This window comes from Nostoc sp. (assembly GCF_036918245.1).
Lineage (GTDB): Bacteria > Cyanobacteriota > Cyanobacteriia > Cyanobacteriales > Nostocaceae > Nostoc.
In genome coordinates this window covers 1-19003 of sequence record NZ_JBALEF010000001.1, presented here as the reverse complement: position 1 = coordinate 19003, position 19003 = coordinate 1, and the positions used below count along the sequence as shown (strand labels likewise).

Annotated in this window: 16 protein-coding genes; 5 read left to right on the top strand and 11 right to left on the bottom strand. The window is 41.7% G+C overall.

Annotation, left to right across the window (positions count from 1 at the left end):
- Positions 1-64: 64 nt before the first annotated feature.
- On the bottom strand, positions 65-2701 hold the full coding sequence (locus V7L12_RS00080; protein WP_335080951.1) for an EAL domain-containing protein: 2637 nt from the start codon (positions 2699-2701) through the stop codon (positions 65-67).
- A gap of 851 nt (positions 2702-3552) precedes the next feature.
- On the opposite strand from V7L12_RS00080, the gene V7L12_RS00075 reads away from it, so the two are divergent.
- Positions 3553-4908: a GTP-binding protein gene (locus V7L12_RS00075; protein ID WP_335080949.1), complete on the top strand. Its 1356-nt coding sequence runs from the start codon at positions 3553-3555 to the stop codon at positions 4906-4908.
- A gap of 113 nt (positions 4909-5021) precedes the next feature.
- Here V7L12_RS00075 and V7L12_RS00070 read toward each other — a convergent pair whose 3' ends face one another.
- On the bottom strand, positions 5022-6269 hold the full coding sequence (locus V7L12_RS00070; RefSeq protein ID WP_335080947.1) for a PEP-CTERM sorting domain-containing protein: 1248 nt from the start codon (positions 6267-6269) through the stop codon (positions 5022-5024).
- Positions 6270-6807: 538 nt separating this feature from the next.
- Between V7L12_RS00070 and V7L12_RS00065 the strand changes: the two genes are divergently transcribed.
- Entirely contained in the window at positions 6808-7068 is a 261-nt protein-coding gene (locus tag V7L12_RS00065) for a Calvin cycle protein CP12 (protein ID WP_104907380.1), read from the top strand.
- Here V7L12_RS00065 and V7L12_RS00060 read toward each other — a convergent pair.
- The 4 genes from V7L12_RS00060 to apcB form a co-directional block, all read right to left on the bottom strand.
- Positions 7065-7883, bottom strand: coding sequence for a TlyA family RNA methyltransferase (locus V7L12_RS00060; RefSeq protein WP_335080945.1), 819 nt, complete (start codon positions 7881-7883; stop codon positions 7065-7067). The two genes, V7L12_RS00065 and V7L12_RS00060, sit on opposite strands and share 4 nt — an antisense overlap.
- On the bottom strand, positions 7884-8318 hold the full coding sequence (locus V7L12_RS00055) for a DUF29 family protein (protein ID WP_335081190.1): 435 nt from the start codon (positions 8316-8318) through the stop codon (positions 7884-7886).
- 136 nt (positions 8319-8454) lie between these two features.
- Positions 8455-8508: a hypothetical protein gene (locus tag V7L12_RS00050; RefSeq protein ID WP_335081188.1), complete on the bottom strand. Its 54-nt coding sequence runs from the start codon at positions 8506-8508 to the stop codon at positions 8455-8457.
- A 561-nt stretch (positions 8509-9069) separates the two neighbouring features.
- Positions 9070-9579: an allophycocyanin subunit beta gene (apcB, locus tag V7L12_RS00045; RefSeq protein ID WP_335080943.1), complete on the bottom strand. Its 510-nt coding sequence runs from the start codon at positions 9577-9579 to the stop codon at positions 9070-9072.
- A gap of 358 nt (positions 9580-9937) precedes the next feature.
- On the opposite strand from apcB, the gene glnA reads away from it, so the two are divergent.
- Positions 9938-11359, top strand: coding sequence for a type I glutamate--ammonia ligase (gene glnA / locus V7L12_RS00040; protein WP_335080941.1), 1422 nt, complete (start codon positions 9938-9940; stop codon positions 11357-11359).
- A gap of 123 nt (positions 11360-11482) precedes the next feature.
- Here the strand turns inward: glnA and V7L12_RS00035 are convergent, their stop codons facing one another.
- Positions 11483-11683, bottom strand: a complete 201-nt coding sequence (locus tag V7L12_RS00035; RefSeq protein ID WP_335080939.1) for a hypothetical protein — start codon at positions 11681-11683, stop codon at positions 11483-11485.
- A 290-nt stretch (positions 11684-11973) separates the two neighbouring features.
- Between V7L12_RS00035 and V7L12_RS00030 the strand changes: the two genes are divergently transcribed.
- Positions 11974-13032 (top strand): class I SAM-dependent methyltransferase, encoded by a 1059-nt coding sequence (locus V7L12_RS00030; protein WP_335080937.1) that lies wholly within the window; start codon positions 11974-11976, stop codon positions 13030-13032.
- A gap of 502 nt (positions 13033-13534) precedes the next feature.
- Here V7L12_RS00030 and patX read toward each other — a convergent pair.
- From patX to V7L12_RS00010, 4 genes are all read right to left on the bottom strand, one after another.
- A complete protein-coding gene (gene patX / locus V7L12_RS00025; protein WP_335080936.1) occupies positions 13535-13762 on the bottom strand; it encodes a heterocyst-inhibiting protein PatX in 228 nt (75 codons plus the stop codon).
- 107 nt (positions 13763-13869) lie between these two features.
- On the bottom strand, positions 13870-15615 hold the full coding sequence (locus tag V7L12_RS00020) for an FAD-dependent oxidoreductase (protein ID WP_335080934.1): 1746 nt from the start codon (positions 15613-15615) through the stop codon (positions 13870-13872).
- A gap of 175 nt (positions 15616-15790) precedes the next feature.
- Positions 15791-16369, bottom strand: coding sequence for a hemerythrin HHE cation-binding protein (locus V7L12_RS00015; protein ID WP_335080932.1), 579 nt, complete (start codon positions 16367-16369; stop codon positions 15791-15793).
- 98 nt (positions 16370-16467) lie between these two features.
- Positions 16468-17199 (bottom strand): alpha/beta fold hydrolase, encoded by a 732-nt coding sequence (locus V7L12_RS00010; protein ID WP_335080929.1) that lies wholly within the window; start codon positions 17197-17199, stop codon positions 16468-16470.
- A 579-nt stretch (positions 17200-17778) separates the two neighbouring features.
- On the opposite strand from V7L12_RS00010, the gene V7L12_RS00005 reads away from it, so the two are divergent.
- Positions 17779-18825, top strand: coding sequence for a zinc-dependent dehydrogenase (locus tag V7L12_RS00005; RefSeq protein WP_335081185.1), 1047 nt, complete (start codon positions 17779-17781; stop codon positions 18823-18825).
- Positions 18826-19003 lie beyond the last annotated feature (178 nt).

Genomic DNA, 19003 nt, shown 5'->3' with positions numbered 1-19003 from the left:
AAGGTCGGCAGCAGGACAATGAATTTTATTGTATCCTCACTGGTACAAACAGTTTTCCCTTGTACTAGATCGTTGGTCGTTTACTTTCGAGGATTTCTGTTGCTTTCTCTCCAGTAAGTGGGCGGTAGAATAAAAAGCCCTGTACCTCCTCGCAGTTAATAGATTTCAAGAATTCCAATTCCTCTTCCTTCTCTACCCCTTCGGCTGTTAACTTTAATCCCAAGCTGTGTCCCAAGGTAACTATGGCCTGGATAATATGAGCTACTTTGGCATCCTGCGTCAAATATTGAATGAAAGATTTATCTATTTTCAGATTGTGGAGTGGCAAAAGCTGTAGGCGTGAAAGTGAGGAATGACCCGTACCAAAGTCATCAATGGAGATGTAAACACCCATCTGCTGTAGCTCCTCTAACACCTTTGTGGTAAAATGCAAGTCCTCAATCGCTGTGGTTTCCATAATTTCTAATTCTAAAAAGCGCGGCTCCAGACCTGTTTGTTCTAAAACCTTGGCTATAGTCTGTACCAATTTGGGTTGGCGGAACTGCTTCAGAGAAAGATTGACAGCGATCATAATCGGTGGCAATCCAGCATCTTGCCATGCTTTATTTTGGCTACAGGCCGTCTGTAGAGTCCATTCCCCGATGGGGACAATTAATCCACTTTCTTCGACCAGGGGAATAAACACACTGGGGGCGACCAATCCCATCTCTGGGTGCTGCCAACGCAACAGAGCCTCCATACTAGTAATTTCCCCTGTGGCAATGTTCACACGAGGCTGATAGTACAGCGTAAATTCATTGCGTTCTAAGGCATAGCGCAAGCTCTTTTCTAAAGTCAGGAGTTCAGGATTTTTAGCACTCAGGGAAACACTGTAGAATTGGTAGTTATTCCGCCCTTTGTCCTTGGCGTAGTACAAAGCGGTATCTGCGTGCTGGATTAGTGTTTCGGTGTCAGGGCTGTTGTTATCAAGTAAGGCAATACCGAGGCTGGCAGTTACATAAAGTTCATGCCCTTGGAGATGAAAAGCATCCTCAAAGGCTTGTAAGATTCTCTGCGCCACCAAAGTTACCTCTTCAATATCATTGACTCGTGGGAGTAAAATTGTAAATTCATCGCCTCCCCAACGGGCTACAGTATCTCCGCCTCTGAGTGAGTCTTTTAATCTTTGAGAGACGCTTTGTAACAATTGGTCTCCCAAAGTGTGCCCCAGAGTATCATTAATCACCTTGAAGCGATCTAGATCGAGGAAGATTACAGCTAAACTTTCGTCATTTCGAGTGGCGTTGGACAGAGTTTTACTGAGCAGCTCATTAAATAGTAGACGATTGGGCAACCCTGTCAGCAAGTCATGGAGGGCTTGATAGCGAATCTTTTCTTCTACTTGCTGACGCTGCCGCGCACCAATGATACTGGCAGCCATCGTCAAAAGAGTAGATTCTTCGTGCTTTGACCAATGACGCTCAAAGGTGCAGTCTGCCAAGCCAAGATATCCCCAGAAATCATTATCCAAGCGAAGAGGCACCAAGAGAAGGGATTTAATGCCATCTCGAATTAGGAATTCTTGTTCGGCGACAGGAAATTTTTGGGTAATTCCGCTAATGGACTGGCCGCTAGAGAGAACTGTGTACCAACGGGCTAATCCAGGAGCTTGATAAGGCTGATTCTGCCAATGATCGTGGGTAGATTTAATACAAGATTGTGTCCATTCAAACTTTAGGCTGACTGCTATTTCCTCTGTAACAGGATGGGGATGGTTCTCAAAGAGATAGGCACGATCTGCCTTGGCAGCTTCGCCCAGTACAGCGAGAGCTCGATCAATACCAGTTTCGTAATTCATTTCTCCTAGCAAATAATTGGCAGCTTCTGCAACTGCTTGTAACAAGCGATCGCGCTGGCGCAGTTCGGCTGTAGCTCGCTTTTGCTCGGTAATATCTCTAATAATAAAAGTTCTAATTAAATCACTTTCAGGAAGATAGAGAACAGATTGTTCAAAAACTTCTGTGCCTACTTCCACCTCCCGCACAAAAGAATTTTTTTCTAGATTGTTAACTCCAATCAAGAGTCCCGTTAAGATCGGGTGTTCTGTCCCAACTTCCCTAAGATTGGGAAACTTTATAGCTGCGGCTGGATTGAGATAAGTAATTCTTCCCTCGAAATCCATCTCAATAATTGGATTGGGAATGAGTTCAGGAAAGGATGCTAGGCGAGCTAGAGCAGACTCACTAGCTGCTTCAAAGCTGGGATCGATAGCTAAGGTTTGAAAAGGATTGGCAGGACTAGCTTGCTCTGATAAGAAACTAGATAAGTCTTCAACATCAAAAGACTCAGAAAATGCTTGTTCTGAAATGTTGGAAATAGCATAATATTTAGCTTGAGCTTTATTACTGCCAAAAGCAATGATATCTCCATGCCTAAGATTATGAGAAAAGCATTTAGTGCCATTCACAAATAAGCCATTAGTACTTCCTTTACCCTTATAGTTGCCATCAATAATCTGAAAGCCGTATTGGTCAGTTTCTGGAACAGTTACTCGCAATAAAATTGCATGTTGCATTGATACTGACCGGGAAGCCAAGACAATAGTGTTTGCAGGATGCCGCCCCAGAGAATAAGTAGTCTCTCGTAAGGGGACAGTTCGCCGCCCTTCCAGGTCTTGGATGACCAACAAATGGCGTATTTTTTCCCGCTCATTTCCTCGCATGGCTGTTCCCCAAATTCTCATATAATTAATATTTATGTCTTAGTCTAAAAAAGACTGCTCCTATAAGTCCAGAATTTCAAGCTGCACTTATGGTAAAATTTGCTTCATAAAAGTTCTCAACCATCTGCGTAGGCGTAGCCCGCCGCAGGCATCGCAAAATTGGTATAAGGGTCGAGACCAGCTTTTACCTTCATGATTGACCGCAAGCACTCTTCTTTTTATGGAATGAGTTGGCTAATTGTTCAATCAGTTTTTTAATAGAAATTCTAGTTGTTTTCTCTACTCATACATAAGTTATAAACTTTGTTCCTTTGTCTATATCATCTAACCTTGTCTTTCTTAGGATACCCAGATCAACAATTCAAAATTAAAATTTAAAAATTGTACTTACAGGGAAGCAAGTTAGGCGTAGCGTCACGTTGGCGTAGTCTCTTGTAGAGAAGAGAGTTACATGAGGGAATTTAAACCCTGACTAAAACTGAACAAAATCGGAGCCAATCTGCCTCTGAGCTAAATATAGATGTTGGCGTTAGCCTCTTTCTTTAGGAGCTAGTTATCCATTAGTCACATCTTTACTTAAAATTTATAAAACACCTAATCTTCAACCTCATAAAGTTAGGACTTTTGATATCCTATATATAAAGTATTAGTTCAACAACTTAGGGATATAAGATAGAGAAGTATGTTTAACTTTTCCTTCCCCTGATAATGGGGTTGAAAAAGTGAGCATTAATTAAGCATGGTTAATGAGTACGAATTCATACCTATTATTTACGATCAAATGCTGAAAGTCAGTGTTTTGAGCATTGGATGAGCATTTTAGAGAGAGTGAAAGCTGAAGTGTTGATATTATGTCGGTTGATCGTAATCTGCAAGAAACTCACTTAAATCGTGCCCGCGCCAGTCTCAGACAAGCGCTTTCTTGGTATGGATATCTTCGCAAGTCAGGACAGCTTTCATCTAACCCAGAATTGGTAGGTTTGGTGAAACCAGAATTGGAAGCTTTGAGAGCCACACTCAACAAGCTAGATTCAAACGTCATTAGAATAGCCGTCTTTGGTTTGGTGAGTCGGGGAAAGTCAGCAGTTTTAAATGCCTTGCTGGGAGACAAAATTCTGCAAACTGGGCCTCTAAATGGTGTCACCCAATGGCCGCGTTCCGTGCGATGGCAGCCCGGTGGTAAGGTACTAGTAGAGTTAATTGATACGCCCGGATTAGACGAAATTGCGGGTGAGTCACGGGCGGATATGGCACGAGAAGTAGTACATCAGGCAGATTTGATTTTGTTTGTCGTATCTGGTGATATCACGCGTACTGAGTATCAAGCACTGCTGGAATTGCGACAATCGCAAAAACCCCTGATTTTAGTCTTTAACAAGATAGATTTATACCCAGATACCGATCGCGGAGTGATTTACCAAAATTTGCAACAACTGGGTGCTGGAAATCCCCAAGCAAAGCCTCTACTACCTGATGAAATTGTGATGGTGGCGGCGGAACCAGCAGCAATGGAAGTGCGGGTTGAGTGGCCTGATGGGCGTGTCAATTATGAATGGGAAACACCACCACCGCAAGTAGACGAACTCAAAGAGACAATTCTGAATATTCTCAATCGGGAAGGGCGATCGCTTCTGGCTTTAAATGCACTGATCCAAGCACGGGATGCAGAAGCGGCGATCGCTCAAAAAACTATCGATTTACGCGAAAAGGAAGCCGAAGAAATTATTTGGCAATTTACCAAATACAAAGCTTTGGCAGTAATGCTTAATCCCATTGCCTTCTTAGATATCCTTGGCGGAACTGTTGCTGATTTAGCTTTAATTCGCGCTCTCGCTAGATTGTATGGTTTGCCGATGACTAGCTACGAAGCCGGGAAAATTTTAAAAACGATTTTATTTAGTTCTGGTGGCTTGCTACTGGGAGAATTAGGTAGTAGTTTTCTTTTGGGTTTAGGTAAGAGTACGGCTGCAATAACTAGTGGTGATAATCCCAGCAATATTACTGCTTTTGCTGGCAGTGCGATCGCTCAAGCTGGTATCGCCGGTTATGGAGCATACTCCGTTGGCAAAGCCGCCCAAGTCTACCTCGAAAAAGGCTGCACTTGGGGACAATTGGGCGCTAGCAGTGTCATTCAAGAAATTCTCTCTCAAGTTGACCAAAACACAATTATGTATCGTCTCCGACAAGAGTTAGGTATAAAGTATTAAGATTTTTGAGTTGTGTTCCGAAAAGTTTCTGTTGATTCAAATTAACCAGTAAGTAAAAACTACCGTATCAAACTCGCTAACACGGCAGTTATAAAATAGTCGAAATTGTGCGCCTAGATTATGCTTTTAGCTTTGCCTTGCTGCTTAGATTTTTTGCCCAAGAATATACCAAAAGCACTAGCCGTCAATGAACCCAATATGATTGAGGGTTCGGGAACAGAATTTGGTTCCAAAACAGGTGTCAAAAGAAAAGCATGAACGGGGTAATTACGTTCAGGGTCTTGAATAGTACCAGTACCGACAATTTGTCCAGAGTTATTGATCCCATCTGCGCTTCCCAGAAACCAACTGGAATTAGCAGGAATGAGGTCGTTTAAATTACTCATTTTACCGTCACTATAGAAGAAGGGAACGGTGACATTAGACCCTTTGATATAGCCTGCATTACCAACTACCTGCCCAAAATCATTAATATCAGTAGCGTCGCTGTTTGGCCCCCCAAGTGTACCTAAGTCTTGTAGTGTTCCACTCCCACTGTAGAGGAAGGCGTGCCTAACATTACAAGGGCATTCTTTTAGATCGTCTGGTTCAAAAGTTGCTCCGGTGTCTGCCCTACCAACGACCTGTCCTAAGTTATTGATAGCAGAAGCTACACCTTCCTCACCCCCAAGTGTGCCTAAGTCTTGTAATCCTCCACTGCTGCTGTAGAGGAAAGGATGATATTGTCCTGACTGAGTTTGTGTATAATAGCCAACTATTCGTCCTGAGTCGTTAATATCCCTTGCAGAGCTTGATCCCCCAAGGGTGGTCAGGTCTTGTAATACTCTACTCCCACTGTAGAAAAAGGCGTGGAATTGTCCTTCCTTCGTTTCTGCCGAGCCAACGACCTGTCCTAAGTTATTGATAGCAGAAGCGACGCTGGATTCTCCTCCGAGGGTTCCGAGATTTTGGATTCCAGTAGCATCACTCCAGAGAAAAGCATAATCACGTCCATATACAGACTTCTTTGACTCACCGACCACTTGACCAAAATCATTGATTGCGTAGCCAGTGCTTGAGTTACCACCTAAAGTGCCTAAATCATCAGTTGCTGGATTAATTGCACTGTTAGGAGCCGTGCGAAAGGCGTTAGAGCGGAAAACATCAGTACTAGGAACAATTGAGTTACCAACCACTTGACCAGCATTGTTAATGCCGTATGCTGCACTAAAAGCATCAAAGCCAGTAGCAGTAGGGTTTAAAGAACCAAGATCGGTAATAGAGTACAAAGATGCAGCAGTAGCCTGTTGGGGAACTGTAACTTCTCCCATGATTAAGGCTATCAGCCCGATACCAGTAGCGCCCAGAGTATACTTCAACATATTGTTATTAAAACTTTACCTTTATATTTTTTATCAGTATTTACTCTACTTAAACGCTCAAAAAATATACTTTGTTTAAAAAATATTCATATTGGTACTTGTGTAAGGGTAGCTGCTTAGAGACAGTACAACCTGATAAATTGGGTAGTTAGTTGTACAGATGAGTAGTTCTTTAGGGAGTTTTGAGTTACTACAGACAGAAATATTGAGAATAAACAAGAATTATTTCGCCTTTGTTACTGTTTATAAGTGTTTATCAACTTCTATCAAGCTCTTCTGACAATTGACTGACATTCCCAATTTGGGATGCAAGATTGAGAACATGACCATCTCTGCTTGTTAGTGCAACTAGTAGAATTCCTTTACCTTTTTGAATCAAAGATGACAAGAGGGTAATCACACTCAATTTTGCTAAAAAGATGGCGGTGTTTACCACTACCTCTTGTGGGAAGCCTATCTAAACTAGAAATGTGAGCTTTCTGAGGTCATTAAAAGCTCACAGTTAATATCTATCTCTGTAAACAAAGGTGAAAGTATCATGACAACTAGCCTAAACTCATTTGAAAATGCTGGGACGGCAAATCTTGAAGAAGCCATTACTAGTGCCATTACTGAAGCCCGTACAACTTGTGAGCAAGATGGCAGTAATTCTGCCGATTGTGCCGTAGCCTGGGACATTGTAGAAGAGTTGCAAGCTGAGAAAGCTGATCAACAACAAGCAAAACAAAAGAAAACCTCTCTAGAAAATTACTGCGATACCCATCCAGGTTCCGTAGAATGTCTCATCTACGACGTTTAACTTTTCCGTAAATCAGTTGTTGCTGATTGCGTTATTTGCTTAACTGCCTCTAAATTAGGTGGTGGTATTTCACTTTCCATTCCCAACCACAAAAGATATTCGATATTCCCAGCCGGGCCAGTGATCGGCGACCAAGTTAAGCCTTTGTATTTCCACCCTAATTCGTGGGCGGCTTGCAACACCTGAAAAATGGCATCAGCTTGGTCGTTTGGATCGCGCACAACACCTTTTTTACCCACACGGGATTTGCCGACTTCAAACTGTGGCTTGACTAACAACACAGCTTCTCGGTTAGCTTGAGTTAGTTGCCACAAAGCAGGCAGAATTTTGGTTAAAGAAATAAACGATACATCAACCACCGCCAAATCAGGAATCGGGTCATTTTCACCATATAATTCATCTGGTCGTAGTTGCCGTAAATTTGTGCGTTCCCGCAAAATCACCCGTGGATCGTTTCGTAACCGCCAGTCAACTTGTCCGTAACCGACATCAATACCGTAAACTTGTTTTGCTCCAGCTTGCAAAAGACAATCAGTAAAACCACCAGTAGAAATCCCGCCATCTAAACAAATGCGCTCGGCTACGGGAATGGTAAATACTGACAAAGCTTTGGAGAGTTTTTCACCGCCTCTAGAAACAAAAGGCGATCGCTCTTTAATATTTATTTGAGCTGCAATATCAACTTCAGTACCAGGTTTATCAACTAACTGCTGATTAACAGTAACTTCTCCCGCCTGAATTAAGCGTTGTGCTAAGGCGCGAGAAGAACATAAATTTAATTCCACTAATAGTGTGTCGAGTCGCTGTTTAGCCAATTAACTAGACTCTCCTGGTAAGATTAAAACCAAAGCACGATTAATCATTTCTTCTTGGTTAACCAGCTTTTCTAATTCTTGGGCTTCATAACGACCTTCTTCTACTTCTAGAGAAGCCTCATCAATGGCATTTAAATAGGCTTCTGCTAAGATTTCTAACAATTCTTCTGGCGTGAGATAATAGCCCCCAGCTTTGCGCCGCTTATTTTCCCGCTGAATTTCCCGAACCGAATTCCGAATTAAGACTTCCCAAGAGCGAGTCGTGCGATTTTCAGCTTGTTGTTTAATCAGATGCAACAATAGAATCACTCCATAGCTACGAATCGTCTTGATTATGTCATTTCGGCTCATTTCCTCTAATTCTTCAACTATAATCAATGCTCCTTGAACATCGCCCTTAACAAGTAAGTCTTTCAGGGTTAATAATTCTTCCATCATCAGCGCCTCAAACATCGGCAACTTCTATTGTGGGTTATGACGGTTATAGTACAGATAAGATAAGCTAATGCGTTTAATCTGGCGATCGCTATTTAAATGTATTATTTTTTTGGAATACAGGACATCAAAATAATTAAGATACAGCAAAATCCGTGTACTGCAGTAGTTCAGCAGGATGGAAACCCAAGACAATATCTTTGTGCAAAATACCCGCTTCTTATAATGCCTCTGCTACTGGCTGGGAAGTACCATCATATTGAATCCACACTTTCTCTTTGATTTTATATCTGTTAATCCTTTGATAATACGTTTATCTTCCCATTTTTCCGATAGGACATAATGGCTTTTTGTATGATTGAGTATTTTAATGGTAAATTTTATATCAACTTCATAATATTGATCGTTGTCTTAACAATTTTTTAAAAGGTTCTCAATTTTTTTGAAATTATCCTCGATTTCATCTTTTTTATAGGCTGGACTTTGAGGAAAAACTAATGATCCTGGTACTAATACATCAATTACTGAAGGATCTAAAACATTAGAACGAGATTATTTATATCAATAATAAATATTATAAAATAGGTATAAAATTTTCTCAGTACTACTAATTAATTCATCAGATAAAAATTTTTGCATTAATAAAAGTAAACGCACCTTGCCAATCAAGCCAAAGTGCGATAAATATTAAGTCCACTTATGCGAACTTTGTTTGTATAGTTCTGCGATTTCTAGTCACCAAGACTAGATGCTAAATATCTATCTCGCTCAACTCGCGTGTAATGTGATCGAATGGTTCATCCACAAAAGCAGTATTAATCACACCTGCTGCTGTCACTTGTTCCTTAATCAAATCCTTGAGAATTTGGATACCGCGAACCGTAGGCCCAATAGGTACTCCTAGAGAATTGTAAGTTTCTCGCAGTCCTTGCAGCACTCGTTCATCCAATACATTTGTGTTACCAGCAACCAGCGCATAAGTGGCATAGCGCAGATAGTAGTCCATATCTCGCAGACAAGCTGCATAACGACGAGTCGTATAAGCATTTCCACCGGGGCGAATCAATTCTGGCAGTTCTTCAAATAACTGTAAACCAGCCTGCTTGACAAGTGCAGCCGCATTAGAATTGATTGCCGCCGCCGCTTGTACTCTTGCTGTACCACTATCAAAGTAAGACTTCAGGCTATCGATCGCATTCCGGTCAAAATACCGACCAGCTAGATCATAATTCTTAATTAAACTTGTTACCGCATCGCGCATTCCTTCTTCTCCCAATCATTGCTATTTATGGTTTGATATTTATTTGGCTGCACTTATGCACCAGTAAATTTTTGTGCTATTAAAAATAGATTCGGCACAAAAACAATATATCCACTATCTATGGATTCTATGCCAAAGTTGACCCCTATGTGATGAACTTTCCAGTTTTGTACAGATGATCGTCGAAAGGTTAATATAACCTGATAATCCAGATATCTGTAACATAAGCTACAAAATTCGTTAATGTCTAGTATTTAAGATATTTCTGGTGTGTCACGGTCTGATTGAGATCAGCAGGGTTACGATGCTTTGGAATATTCTGGTATTACTTTAGGAAATTGGTAGAGAAGGAGTAACAATGACAACACCACAAGAACTCTTGAAGAGAATTCAAGATGAAAAAATTCAACTGATTGATCTCAAATTCATCGATACAGTAGGGACTTGGCAGCACCTCACACTGTACCAAAACCAAATCGATGAGACTGCATTCACTGATGGCGTACCTTTTGACGGTTCCAGCATCCGGGGTTGGAAAGCGATCAACGAATCGGACATGACGATGGTACTCGATCCCAACACTGCTTGGATCGACCCATTCATGGAAGTGCCAACGCTAAGTATAATTTGTAGTATCAAAGAACCCCGCACGGGTGAATGGTACAACCGTTGCCCACGTGTTATTGCCCAAAAAGCAATAGATTACCTGGTTTCTACTGGTCTTGGTGACACAGCTTTCTTTGGTCCTGAAGCTGAGTTCTTTATCTTTGACAGTGCTAGATTTGCCCAAACCGCCAACGAAGGCTACTACTTCTTAGACTCCGAAGAAGGTGCTTGGAATTCCGGTAAATATGAAAAAGGAAAACCCAACTTAGGTTACAAACCACGCTTCAAAGAAGGTTACTTCCCAGTTGCACCGACGGATTCTTTTCAAGATATCCGTACAGAAATGCTGTTGACAATGGCAGAATTAGGTGTACCCATTGAAAAGCATCACCACGAAGTTGCTACTGGTGGTCAGTGCGAACTTGGTTTCAAGTTTGGGAAGTTGATCGAAGCGGCTGACTGGTTGATGATTTATAAATATGTCATCAAGAATGTTGCTAAGAAATACGGTAAAACCGTCACCTTCATGCCAAAACCGATTTTTGGCGATAACGGTTCGGGAATGCACTGTCACCAATCCATTTGGAGAGACGGCCAACCTCTGTTTGCAGGTGATAAGTATGCTGGTTTGAGCGATATGGGGTTGTACTACATTGGTGGTCTTCTCAAACACGCACCAGCCCTGTTGGCAATCACCAACCCTAGCACCAACTCATACAAGCGCCTAGTACCTGGTTATGAAGCTCCTGTTAACTTGGCTTACTCCCAAGGAAACCGTTCTGCTTCTATCCGTATTCCTTTATCTGGCACTAACCCTAAAGCCAAGCGTTTAGAATTCCGTTGTCCAGATGCTACATCTAACCCCTATTTGGCATTTGCTGCAATGCTTTGTGCTGGTATCGATGGCATCAAGAACAAAATCCATCCTGGTGAACCCTTAGATAAGAATATCTATGAACTCTCTCCAGAAGAACTGGCAAAGGTTCCTTCAACTCCAGGCTCTTTAGAATTGGCGTTGCAAGCACTGGAAAAAGATCACGCCTTTTTGACAGAATCAGGCGTCTTCACGGAAGACTTTATCGAAAATTGGATTGATTACAAGCTAGGTAACGAAGTTAAACAGTTGCAGCTGCGTCCTCATCCCTACGAGTTTTACCTCTATTACGATGCTTAATTAAGAGTCGTATCTAACTAAAAAGTAATAAGTTTTGCCACCCTAAAGTAGAGGGTGGCTTTTTTTTCCAGATTTGTCAGTTGAGACATTCACTCAAAAAATCCAGCTCGTAAATCCTGAAACTTAGCTCATGGAAGCATGACTGGACCCATAAATCATCCGAGTGTTAGCATCAACCTTCCCTTGAATCGGGTTCCAGTTGTGGGATGCTTCTTCAGGAAGACCAAGTTCTTGTGCAGCCCGCATTAGTATTGATTGTTGGCGATTCTTGACTTGCTGATGTTCACGCACCATTAACGCACGAGATTTATCTGCGATAGACATAACCATAGTCCTCTCTATTTTGTGAATATATAATTTTTGGCTTTTCTCTAAACTACTATAACAAAAAAACTGTAACATAAGCTACTTTTTACCAAAGATTATATTTGCCTTTCCTGACAATATCAGGTATTTTTTCCCAAACCTGGAAAAATCTTTCCTAATCTACCTTTGATGGTTAAAATCATCTGGCTTCAGATTTGTCTCATCTGGGAGCCTTTACCTTTCTAACAGTAGGTAATTTATTCGTTACAATTATTTACATAGAATTAATCAAAACTTGAGCTATTTGTATGCCTGAGAGTTTAACTAAACTGACTTATCAAACCTTTCAGCAGAGCAAAAATTACTTTGGTCTGGCTCACAAAATATTAAGTTCACGGTTGAGGAACCTGGTGTATCCGACACTTGAACAAAAGACCAAACCCATCCCGAATGAGCTTTTACTCAAACTTCAACAGAGATTGAATGAGTTGCTAGAAGCAGATTGGCAAGATGCCGAAAAAGGCGTGTACCCGGAAAGTTTGCTGTTTGACAACCCTTGGGATGAGTTTTTCCGCTACTATCCTTTGATATGGCTAGATTCCCCTAAAACGTGGGAGCGGGTTCAAAAACAGAATTACCAAGATTTTTCGCCCGAAATTGATACAGATGGTTATCCCAGCTACTACGTGCAGAACTTCCATCACCAAAGCAATGGCTACTTGAGTGATTTGTCAGCCAATTTATATGACTTACAAGTAGAAATTGTTTTTGGTGGGGCGGCTGATCCGATGCGGCGGCGGATTCTCGCTCCGCTCAAGCAAGAACTGAAAGCAATTGATTCAGTTGCACCACGGCAAACTCGTATTTTGGATGTAGCTTGTGGAACTGGGCGGACTCTGAAGTTGATTCGGGCAGCCTTGCCGCAAGCATCTCTGTTTGGTACGGATTTGTCACCAGCTTATTTGCGTAAAGCAAATGAACTACTATCCCAAATTCCAGGAGAATTGCCGCAACTTTTACAAGCGAATGCCGAAGAGTTACCCTATCTAGATAACTATTTTCATGCTGTAACTTCTGTTTTTCTTTTCCATGAGTTACCAGCAACTGTACGTCAGACAGTCATTGAGCAATGCTTCCGGGTAACAAAACCAGGAGGAGTCTTTATTATCTGTGACTCAATTCAGTTGAGTGATTCACCTGAGTTGGAATATATGATGGATTCTTTCCCCGAAGCTTTCCATGAACCCTATTACAAGCATTACAGCAGTGATAACTTGCTAGAACGTTTACAGAGAGTAGGCTTTGAGAATATTGAGACGCAAGTCCATTTTATGAGCAAGTATTTCATTGCTCATAAGCCAGCTTAAGATAAAACCTTCTCATTCCCTTTTCTTTAAATAAACTTTACCTAAAAAGGGCAAATGCAAAATTTTGCATCTGCCCTTGGGTGTAAAATAATTAAGAGGACTAAGAGGATCTAACAAATCCTGCTTAATATTTATTTCGTCGGGAGCCATCTGCGAGAAGAAGGAAGCAGGGTGCAAGAGTAGGTCAGAAATAGTAAGATTCGCTGCCAAGTGCAATTAAACCTATACTACTTGTGCGAATCTATGCTCTAGATAAGCTCAGATGCAACGTAAGAGATTTTATGCTTCGCCAAAGGACGCTAAACAAACGCCAAAGCGAAGATCAATTATTTCCTGATGTAGATAGCCAGTTACTCAATATATGAGAAAACTTATTTGGGAATAAAGTGAAGTTGCCTTAAGACTGTTTTCTCAACAAGCAAAATGTCTGAATTAAATGTGCTTTAGATTAACTGATAGCCTAAATAACATCTATTTCTAAAGAGGCATTACTCTACAGTAGTTAAACCACAGCATAGATATTTCGGGCTTTTTGTGTCACTTCTCTGCGCCCACTACCGCGATGACGTGGCGCATCATCTGAAGCTTGTTCAGATGCCGCCAAGTGCCACTGTTCTGAAGTAGGCGTGGAAGGCAGCCCTGTTGATAAGTGATTGACCATTGCTTGGCAATTAAAAGCTAAGGGGCCGAACACCAGACTCGAGACTAAAAGTGAAATGGCAGCACGCATAGCAGATGTCTATTTTGGAACTCTCCTGTTCACTGATACTTAGCTTTTTAATGAATATCCGGACAATTAATCAAAAAGTATTCTGCTTTACTGAAAATAAACTCTTCTTATCCTCTGTTTAAATGTTCGACTAATAACCAATTACCAGAGTGATTGTGACGGCCCCACAATGTAACTAATTGTTCGTGGGGATAAGCGCGTAATTGCTCGTCAATATGCGATCGCAAAGTCACAAGCTGCCAACTTTGCCCTTGATATGCGGCTGGGGCTGTGACAGTAAATCTGTATTCCTGCTGTTCCAAGCGGAAAAAGATACCTTTAAAACAGTTACTTTCCTGAATTAATGCTTTGTCAAAAGCAGAGTCAGGGCAATCGCCACTAACTGGATAGGCTTGTGGGTTATCTAAGTAATACAGTTGCCAGTGCTGCCAATCCGAATGATTGGGAGGAAGATTAAATAAAGGAATAATTGCTGCTTTTGAGCGATTATCTTCTAATAAAGCCGTTTGCAGCGTCCTAACAGGTAAATCTCTCGGCTGGCAGTTTAACTCAACACATATTGCCGCTGCCATTCCCGCTGCTTGACCAATTCCCATAACCACAGGTTGTAATCTGGTAGCGCCATTGGCAATGTGGGAGACAGAAATATTCTTTTCACAGACCAAGAAACCATCTGTTGTGGCTGGAATTAGACAACTGTAGGGAATTGTAAAAGGACTCCCCGTCCAACGTCCTCCCCAACGGATGGATTTAGGTTGCAGTGGGAATTGAACGCCAGGATAATGATGGTCATTGGCGTAGTTACCAACTGCGATTGCATCATTAAATATAGATGCAACTCTACCTTTGGCGATCGGTAAAATATCCTGTTCTCGGACAGTAGTTAGCCCCACTAAGCGGCGGCTTTCCCGGTAATAGGGATGCAATGCAAAAGCTGTAGGGGCGTGAGGAAATACTTTTTTTGCTAAACCATAGCGACTACCAAGCTGTTTTTGGATAAAATGAGCAAAATTTTGGCTATGCCAGCGAGATTCTGGGATGAATTCACTTCTGGATACATCTGACTCTATCAACCGCCCTACCCCTTCGCCGTAGTCATTGCCACAGATTGGCCAATTCATCATAAACAGGCCACCAGGCAAACGTCCATAATTTAAAAATGTTTCTGCTCCATAGCCATTCCAAGCACCTGTAAACTGTGATGGATTATAGTTAGGTGCAGCCGGAATCTCTGGTGCAATTGATTCACCAAAGTCTTGCATAATCACTACATAAGTGGGCGCTTGCACGGGATATTTCTGGGTTAAAGAGTTAAAAGTCACTGGGGCGCTGGGTTCTCCCCACTCCGATTGCAATTCCCAGCCCCAGCGGTAAGGTATATCAGCTAAAGGTAATAAATCTCCTAATTCTGTGCCGTCAAGAATAATTTTGGCTGTGACAGCAAAATCTGCAAAGCAGACACCAGTAATCGAATCACCTTGTCGGTAAACATCTATTGGTACTTGTCCAGAAATCCAGTGTAGATACGGCAACTCCTGCACCCAATCGGCAAAAATCTCTGCCCCAATTCGGGGATCGTAACTAAAAAAGCTTACCCAGCTGTTATCTAATCCACCAGGCTGTCGTTGTCGCAATTCCTGCAAAAACGCACCCCATAACCCCGTTTGAAAAGCTTCTAATTCGTTGCCATCGGGTACAGACACTCCAGCCGAAGTTAGCATTCCCCCCAACCAAGGAAATTCACTCACCAGAATGGTTTTGGCTCCCCGTCGCGCCGCTTGGATAGCAGCCGCAGTGCCTCCGGTTCCGCCACCAACAACTAAGACATCAGCTGTATATGTCTGATTAACCATCCTTTAACCTCACAGGAGTTCCGACATATTCTCCTAAAAAAAGCGATCGCCTTGCAGTTTTTATCTCAAACTGAGTGCGATCGCGATCGGATTCCTGAAATCAAAAGAGATTATTAGGATTATTTCTCAATTAGTACTTACCTAACTAGAAGTCAAGGCGGTAGTTGAGTTAGATTTACTTTGTCAAACCCTCAAACACACCCCTCAAAGCTGCAACAGCATCTTGAGTCCGCGCCCAAACTCCTTGATCTGGGTCTTGACCTGTAAGTTCTCTTGTACCCAAAACTTCTAACACACCTTTCAACTGTTCTTGATGAGCGCGATTTTCAAAGTTCACTTGATTGAGCGGCCCAATAGCTTCTTTCACGTCATCACCTACCACCTGAGCAGCTTTATGGATAATTAAACCAGTCATTACGGCTTGGTGCTTAATCCTTTCGTGAATAGAAAACTTTTGGTATATTGTCAGCTCATCTCCATCTATTATCCGGTTTACTTGCTCAATGTACTGCCCGATAGTGTCTCTAGGCTGGGCTGAACCACCACCAAATTTTGAAATAACTCCCTCAATCACTGTGAGGTTTTCTTGGTCATCTTTGAGAAAGTCGTTTAGGCGTTTGCTAATTTCTTGATCGTTGCTTACAGCAGGTAGTACTTTTCGTTCATTAGAAATTAGCAACTCTTGTATAGCTTTCAAATCTGCTAGTTCTGTAGCGATCGCCTTACGCTTGGTATCATCTAAAGCTACAACCATTTCTAGACTTGCCTCAAATAAATTAGGATACTATTAACCTCTCACATTTCTTTTGCTTAACAAATCATTCTTGAGATGTATTATCATTATATTTATGCCTAAAGTCGCAAACAGGAATACAGCGAATCTGATACCCGGATAAACTTCCAGAAGTCGAGTAGCTGTTCTCCTACAAGCTGAGACTGGGAAAAGTGAAAGAAATGCCCTCCTTCTAAACAAGACCAGAGGCGATCGCCCTCCTTCAAATGCGATCGCCATCCTTGCAGTGCCTCTGGTTCCACAATAATGTCATTTAAGCTACCACAAACCATCAAAGGGACTGGAACTCCGTTTGCCTTTATACTCACCCTCTCAAACAGAGAATGAGGAGAGAGCGAACAATCTAAGTCTTGCTCCAGCAGATGTGTCAAACTCTTGAGAGTGCGTTTATCTTGATAACCAAACAAGTTATAAACCATATCAGTCAAAAGCTTTTGGCGACTTAAAAACTGACGGTGCATATAGTAATGAGCTTGCCAATCAACCGCCGCATCAACACCCACGGCTAATAGTGTCAAAGACTTAACTGTTTCTGGATAGCGACGGCTATACAGTAGCCCTAGTAATCCTCCTGTACTATGACCAATTAGGTGAACAGGTCGATTGCAAGATTTCAGGTAGTCATGAAGCAGAACAACAGCAGCATCTAGTGAACTTACTTCATCTTGGCTTTGGCGATATTTCCACTCTTGGATTGTCACTAGATCGGACAGGTAACGAAGTAGTGGTTGAGCAAAGTATTGCAAACTAGGGCTTGTATTTAACCAAAGAACATCCGGCAGTTTAGACATCCTGATTTTCCTGTAAATAGAATAAACTCTTAATTTGCTAATTAAGAATTTTTGTAACTAATAATTACAAGTTGCTATATCTGATTCCAGCTGATTTTTCCAGCCAGACTTACCAGTGTGTCAAACCTCTTATAAAAAACTTATTGATAAAAATATTCAATATATTTTAGAAAAGCTTACAGCATTAAGAAAATTATTGCAAATAATTATTGTTAGTGATTAATACCGTTTCTCTGTGAAGTTACACCAAAATTTCTCCACCTATCAGCGTCTCCCTGTTTGTAAGGCTACGGTGTACACACAAGTAGAGTTGGGAATAAAATGGACGGAAAAGAACGGAAAATTTGTTTAAAATCCTTAATTTGACCTTAAATTTTTATCAACAAGCTGACACTATTGATAATAGCTTTGGTAAACTCAAAACCTTGCCTACTAAGGCTTGTATTTTACCAGGCAAGGATTTTAAGACTTGTGTATACACTATATTTGAACAAGCTAAGACAGAGAAATCACAAATCTGATAGCCTAACGTTGACTGCTAATGTTACATCTAGTATCGTTGAGCGGGGAAAAACCAACGTGAAAGCACAGGTATTTAGAGGCGTTAATCAACTGTCTTACGAAGATATCCCAGTTCCAAATCTGGAACCAGATGAAGTGCTGGTACAGGTGCGGGTTGTGGGATTGTGTCAGTCAGATATTAAAAAAATTCGTTATCCGCTGTATGAACCGCCGCGCATTTTTGGACATGAAACTGCTGGTACGATCGCAGCACTGGGCAATAATGTCAAAGGTTGGCAAGTTGGACAACGGGTAGCAGTGATGCACCACATCCCTTGTATGCGTTGCGCCTACTGTCTAAATGACAATTTCTCGATGTGCGATGTTTACAAAAACATCTCCACTACCGCAGGCTTTAACGCCAGTGGCGGCGGTTTTGCTGATTATGTCAAAGTTCCCGGACATATTGTGGAAAACGGTGGGTTAATTCCCATCCCAGATAATATCAGTTTTGAAGAAGCGAGTTTTGTAGAACCAACGAACTGCTGCTTGAAAGCGGTGAAAAAAGCCCAAATTGCTCCAGGACAAACTGTGTTAGTTACTGGTGCTGGGCCAATTGGGTTAATGTTTATCATGTTGGTGAAGTATTTCGGAGCAAAAGCGATCGCTACTGATTTACTACCCTCTAGAATTGATAAAGCCTTAAGTGTTGGTGCAGAGGCGGCTTTTGATGCCCGTGATGCCGATTTACCCGCCAAAATCTCTGCCTTAACTGGTGGACTAGGTGTTGATGTTACTTTGCTGGCTGTTCCTAGCGAGAAAGCTTTCTTTCAAGCACTTGATAGTACCCGCAAAGGTGGCAAAATCTTGTTTTTCGCTGAATTCCCTGATGAGGTGGAAATTCCGATTAACCCGAATATCCTCTACCGTCGGGAAATTGACTTGATCGGCAGTTACAGCTCATCTTATCGGCTTCAGAATCTATCAGCCGATATTGTATTTAATCAGCGAATTGACGTGCAAGCATTGATTAGCGATCGCTATCCATTAAAAGATTTATCAGCAGCTGTGGAAGTTGCGATCGCACCCACACCGGATACTTATAAAATCTTAATTTATCCGTAAAAGGAAGATTAGGGAGATGGGAGAGTGTTAAAACTAGAAGTTTAAAGTTCTGAGGTTCAACGGTGAAGCTCAAAGGCTCGACGATGAAGCTCAAAGGTTCAACAATGAAGCTCAAAGGTTCAACAATGAAGCTCAAAGGTTCAACAATGAAGCTCAAAGGTTCAACAATGAAGCTCAA

What these genes read in the sequence shown, in the direction of transcription:
- V7L12_RS00080 (WP_335080951.1), bottom strand. Translation starts at nt 2,701, where the DNA reads ATGCGAGGAAATGAGCGGGAAAAAATACGCCATTTGTTGGTCATCCAA.
- V7L12_RS00075 (WP_335080949.1), top strand. Translation starts at nt 3,553, where the DNA reads ATGTCGGTTGATCGTAATCTGCAAGAAACTCACTTAAATCGTGCCCGC.
- V7L12_RS00070 (WP_335080947.1), bottom strand. Translation starts at nt 6,269, where the DNA reads ATGTTGAAGTATACTCTGGGCGCTACTGGTATCGGGCTGATAGCCTTA.
- V7L12_RS00065 (WP_104907380.1), top strand. Translation starts at nt 6,808, where the DNA reads ATGACAACTAGCCTAAACTCATTTGAAAATGCTGGGACGGCAAATCTT.
- V7L12_RS00055 (WP_335081190.1), bottom strand. Translation starts at nt 8,318, where the DNA reads ATGGAAGAATTATTAACCCTGAAAGACTTACTTGTTAAGGGCGATGTT.
- apcB (WP_335080943.1), bottom strand. Translation starts at nt 9,579, where the DNA reads ATGCGCGATGCGGTAACAAGTTTAATTAAGAATTATGATCTAGCTGGT.
- glnA (WP_335080941.1), top strand. Translation starts at nt 9,938, where the DNA reads ATGACAACACCACAAGAACTCTTGAAGAGAATTCAAGATGAAAAAATT.
- V7L12_RS00035 (WP_335080939.1), bottom strand. Translation starts at nt 11,683, where the DNA reads ATGTCTATCGCAGATAAATCTCGTGCGTTAATGGTGCGTGAACATCAG.
- V7L12_RS00030 (WP_335080937.1), top strand. Translation starts at nt 11,974, where the DNA reads ATGCCTGAGAGTTTAACTAAACTGACTTATCAAACCTTTCAGCAGAGC.
- patX (WP_335080936.1), bottom strand. Translation starts at nt 13,762, where the DNA reads ATGCGTGCTGCCATTTCACTTTTAGTCTCGAGTCTGGTGTTCGGCCCC.
- V7L12_RS00020 (WP_335080934.1), bottom strand. Translation starts at nt 15,615, where the DNA reads ATGGTTAATCAGACATATACAGCTGATGTCTTAGTTGTTGGTGGCGGA.
- V7L12_RS00015 (WP_335080932.1), bottom strand. Translation starts at nt 16,369, where the DNA reads ATGGTTGTAGCTTTAGATGATACCAAGCGTAAGGCGATCGCTACAGAA.
- V7L12_RS00010 (WP_335080929.1), bottom strand. Translation starts at nt 17,199, where the DNA reads ATGTCTAAACTGCCGGATGTTCTTTGGTTAAATACAAGCCCTAGTTTG.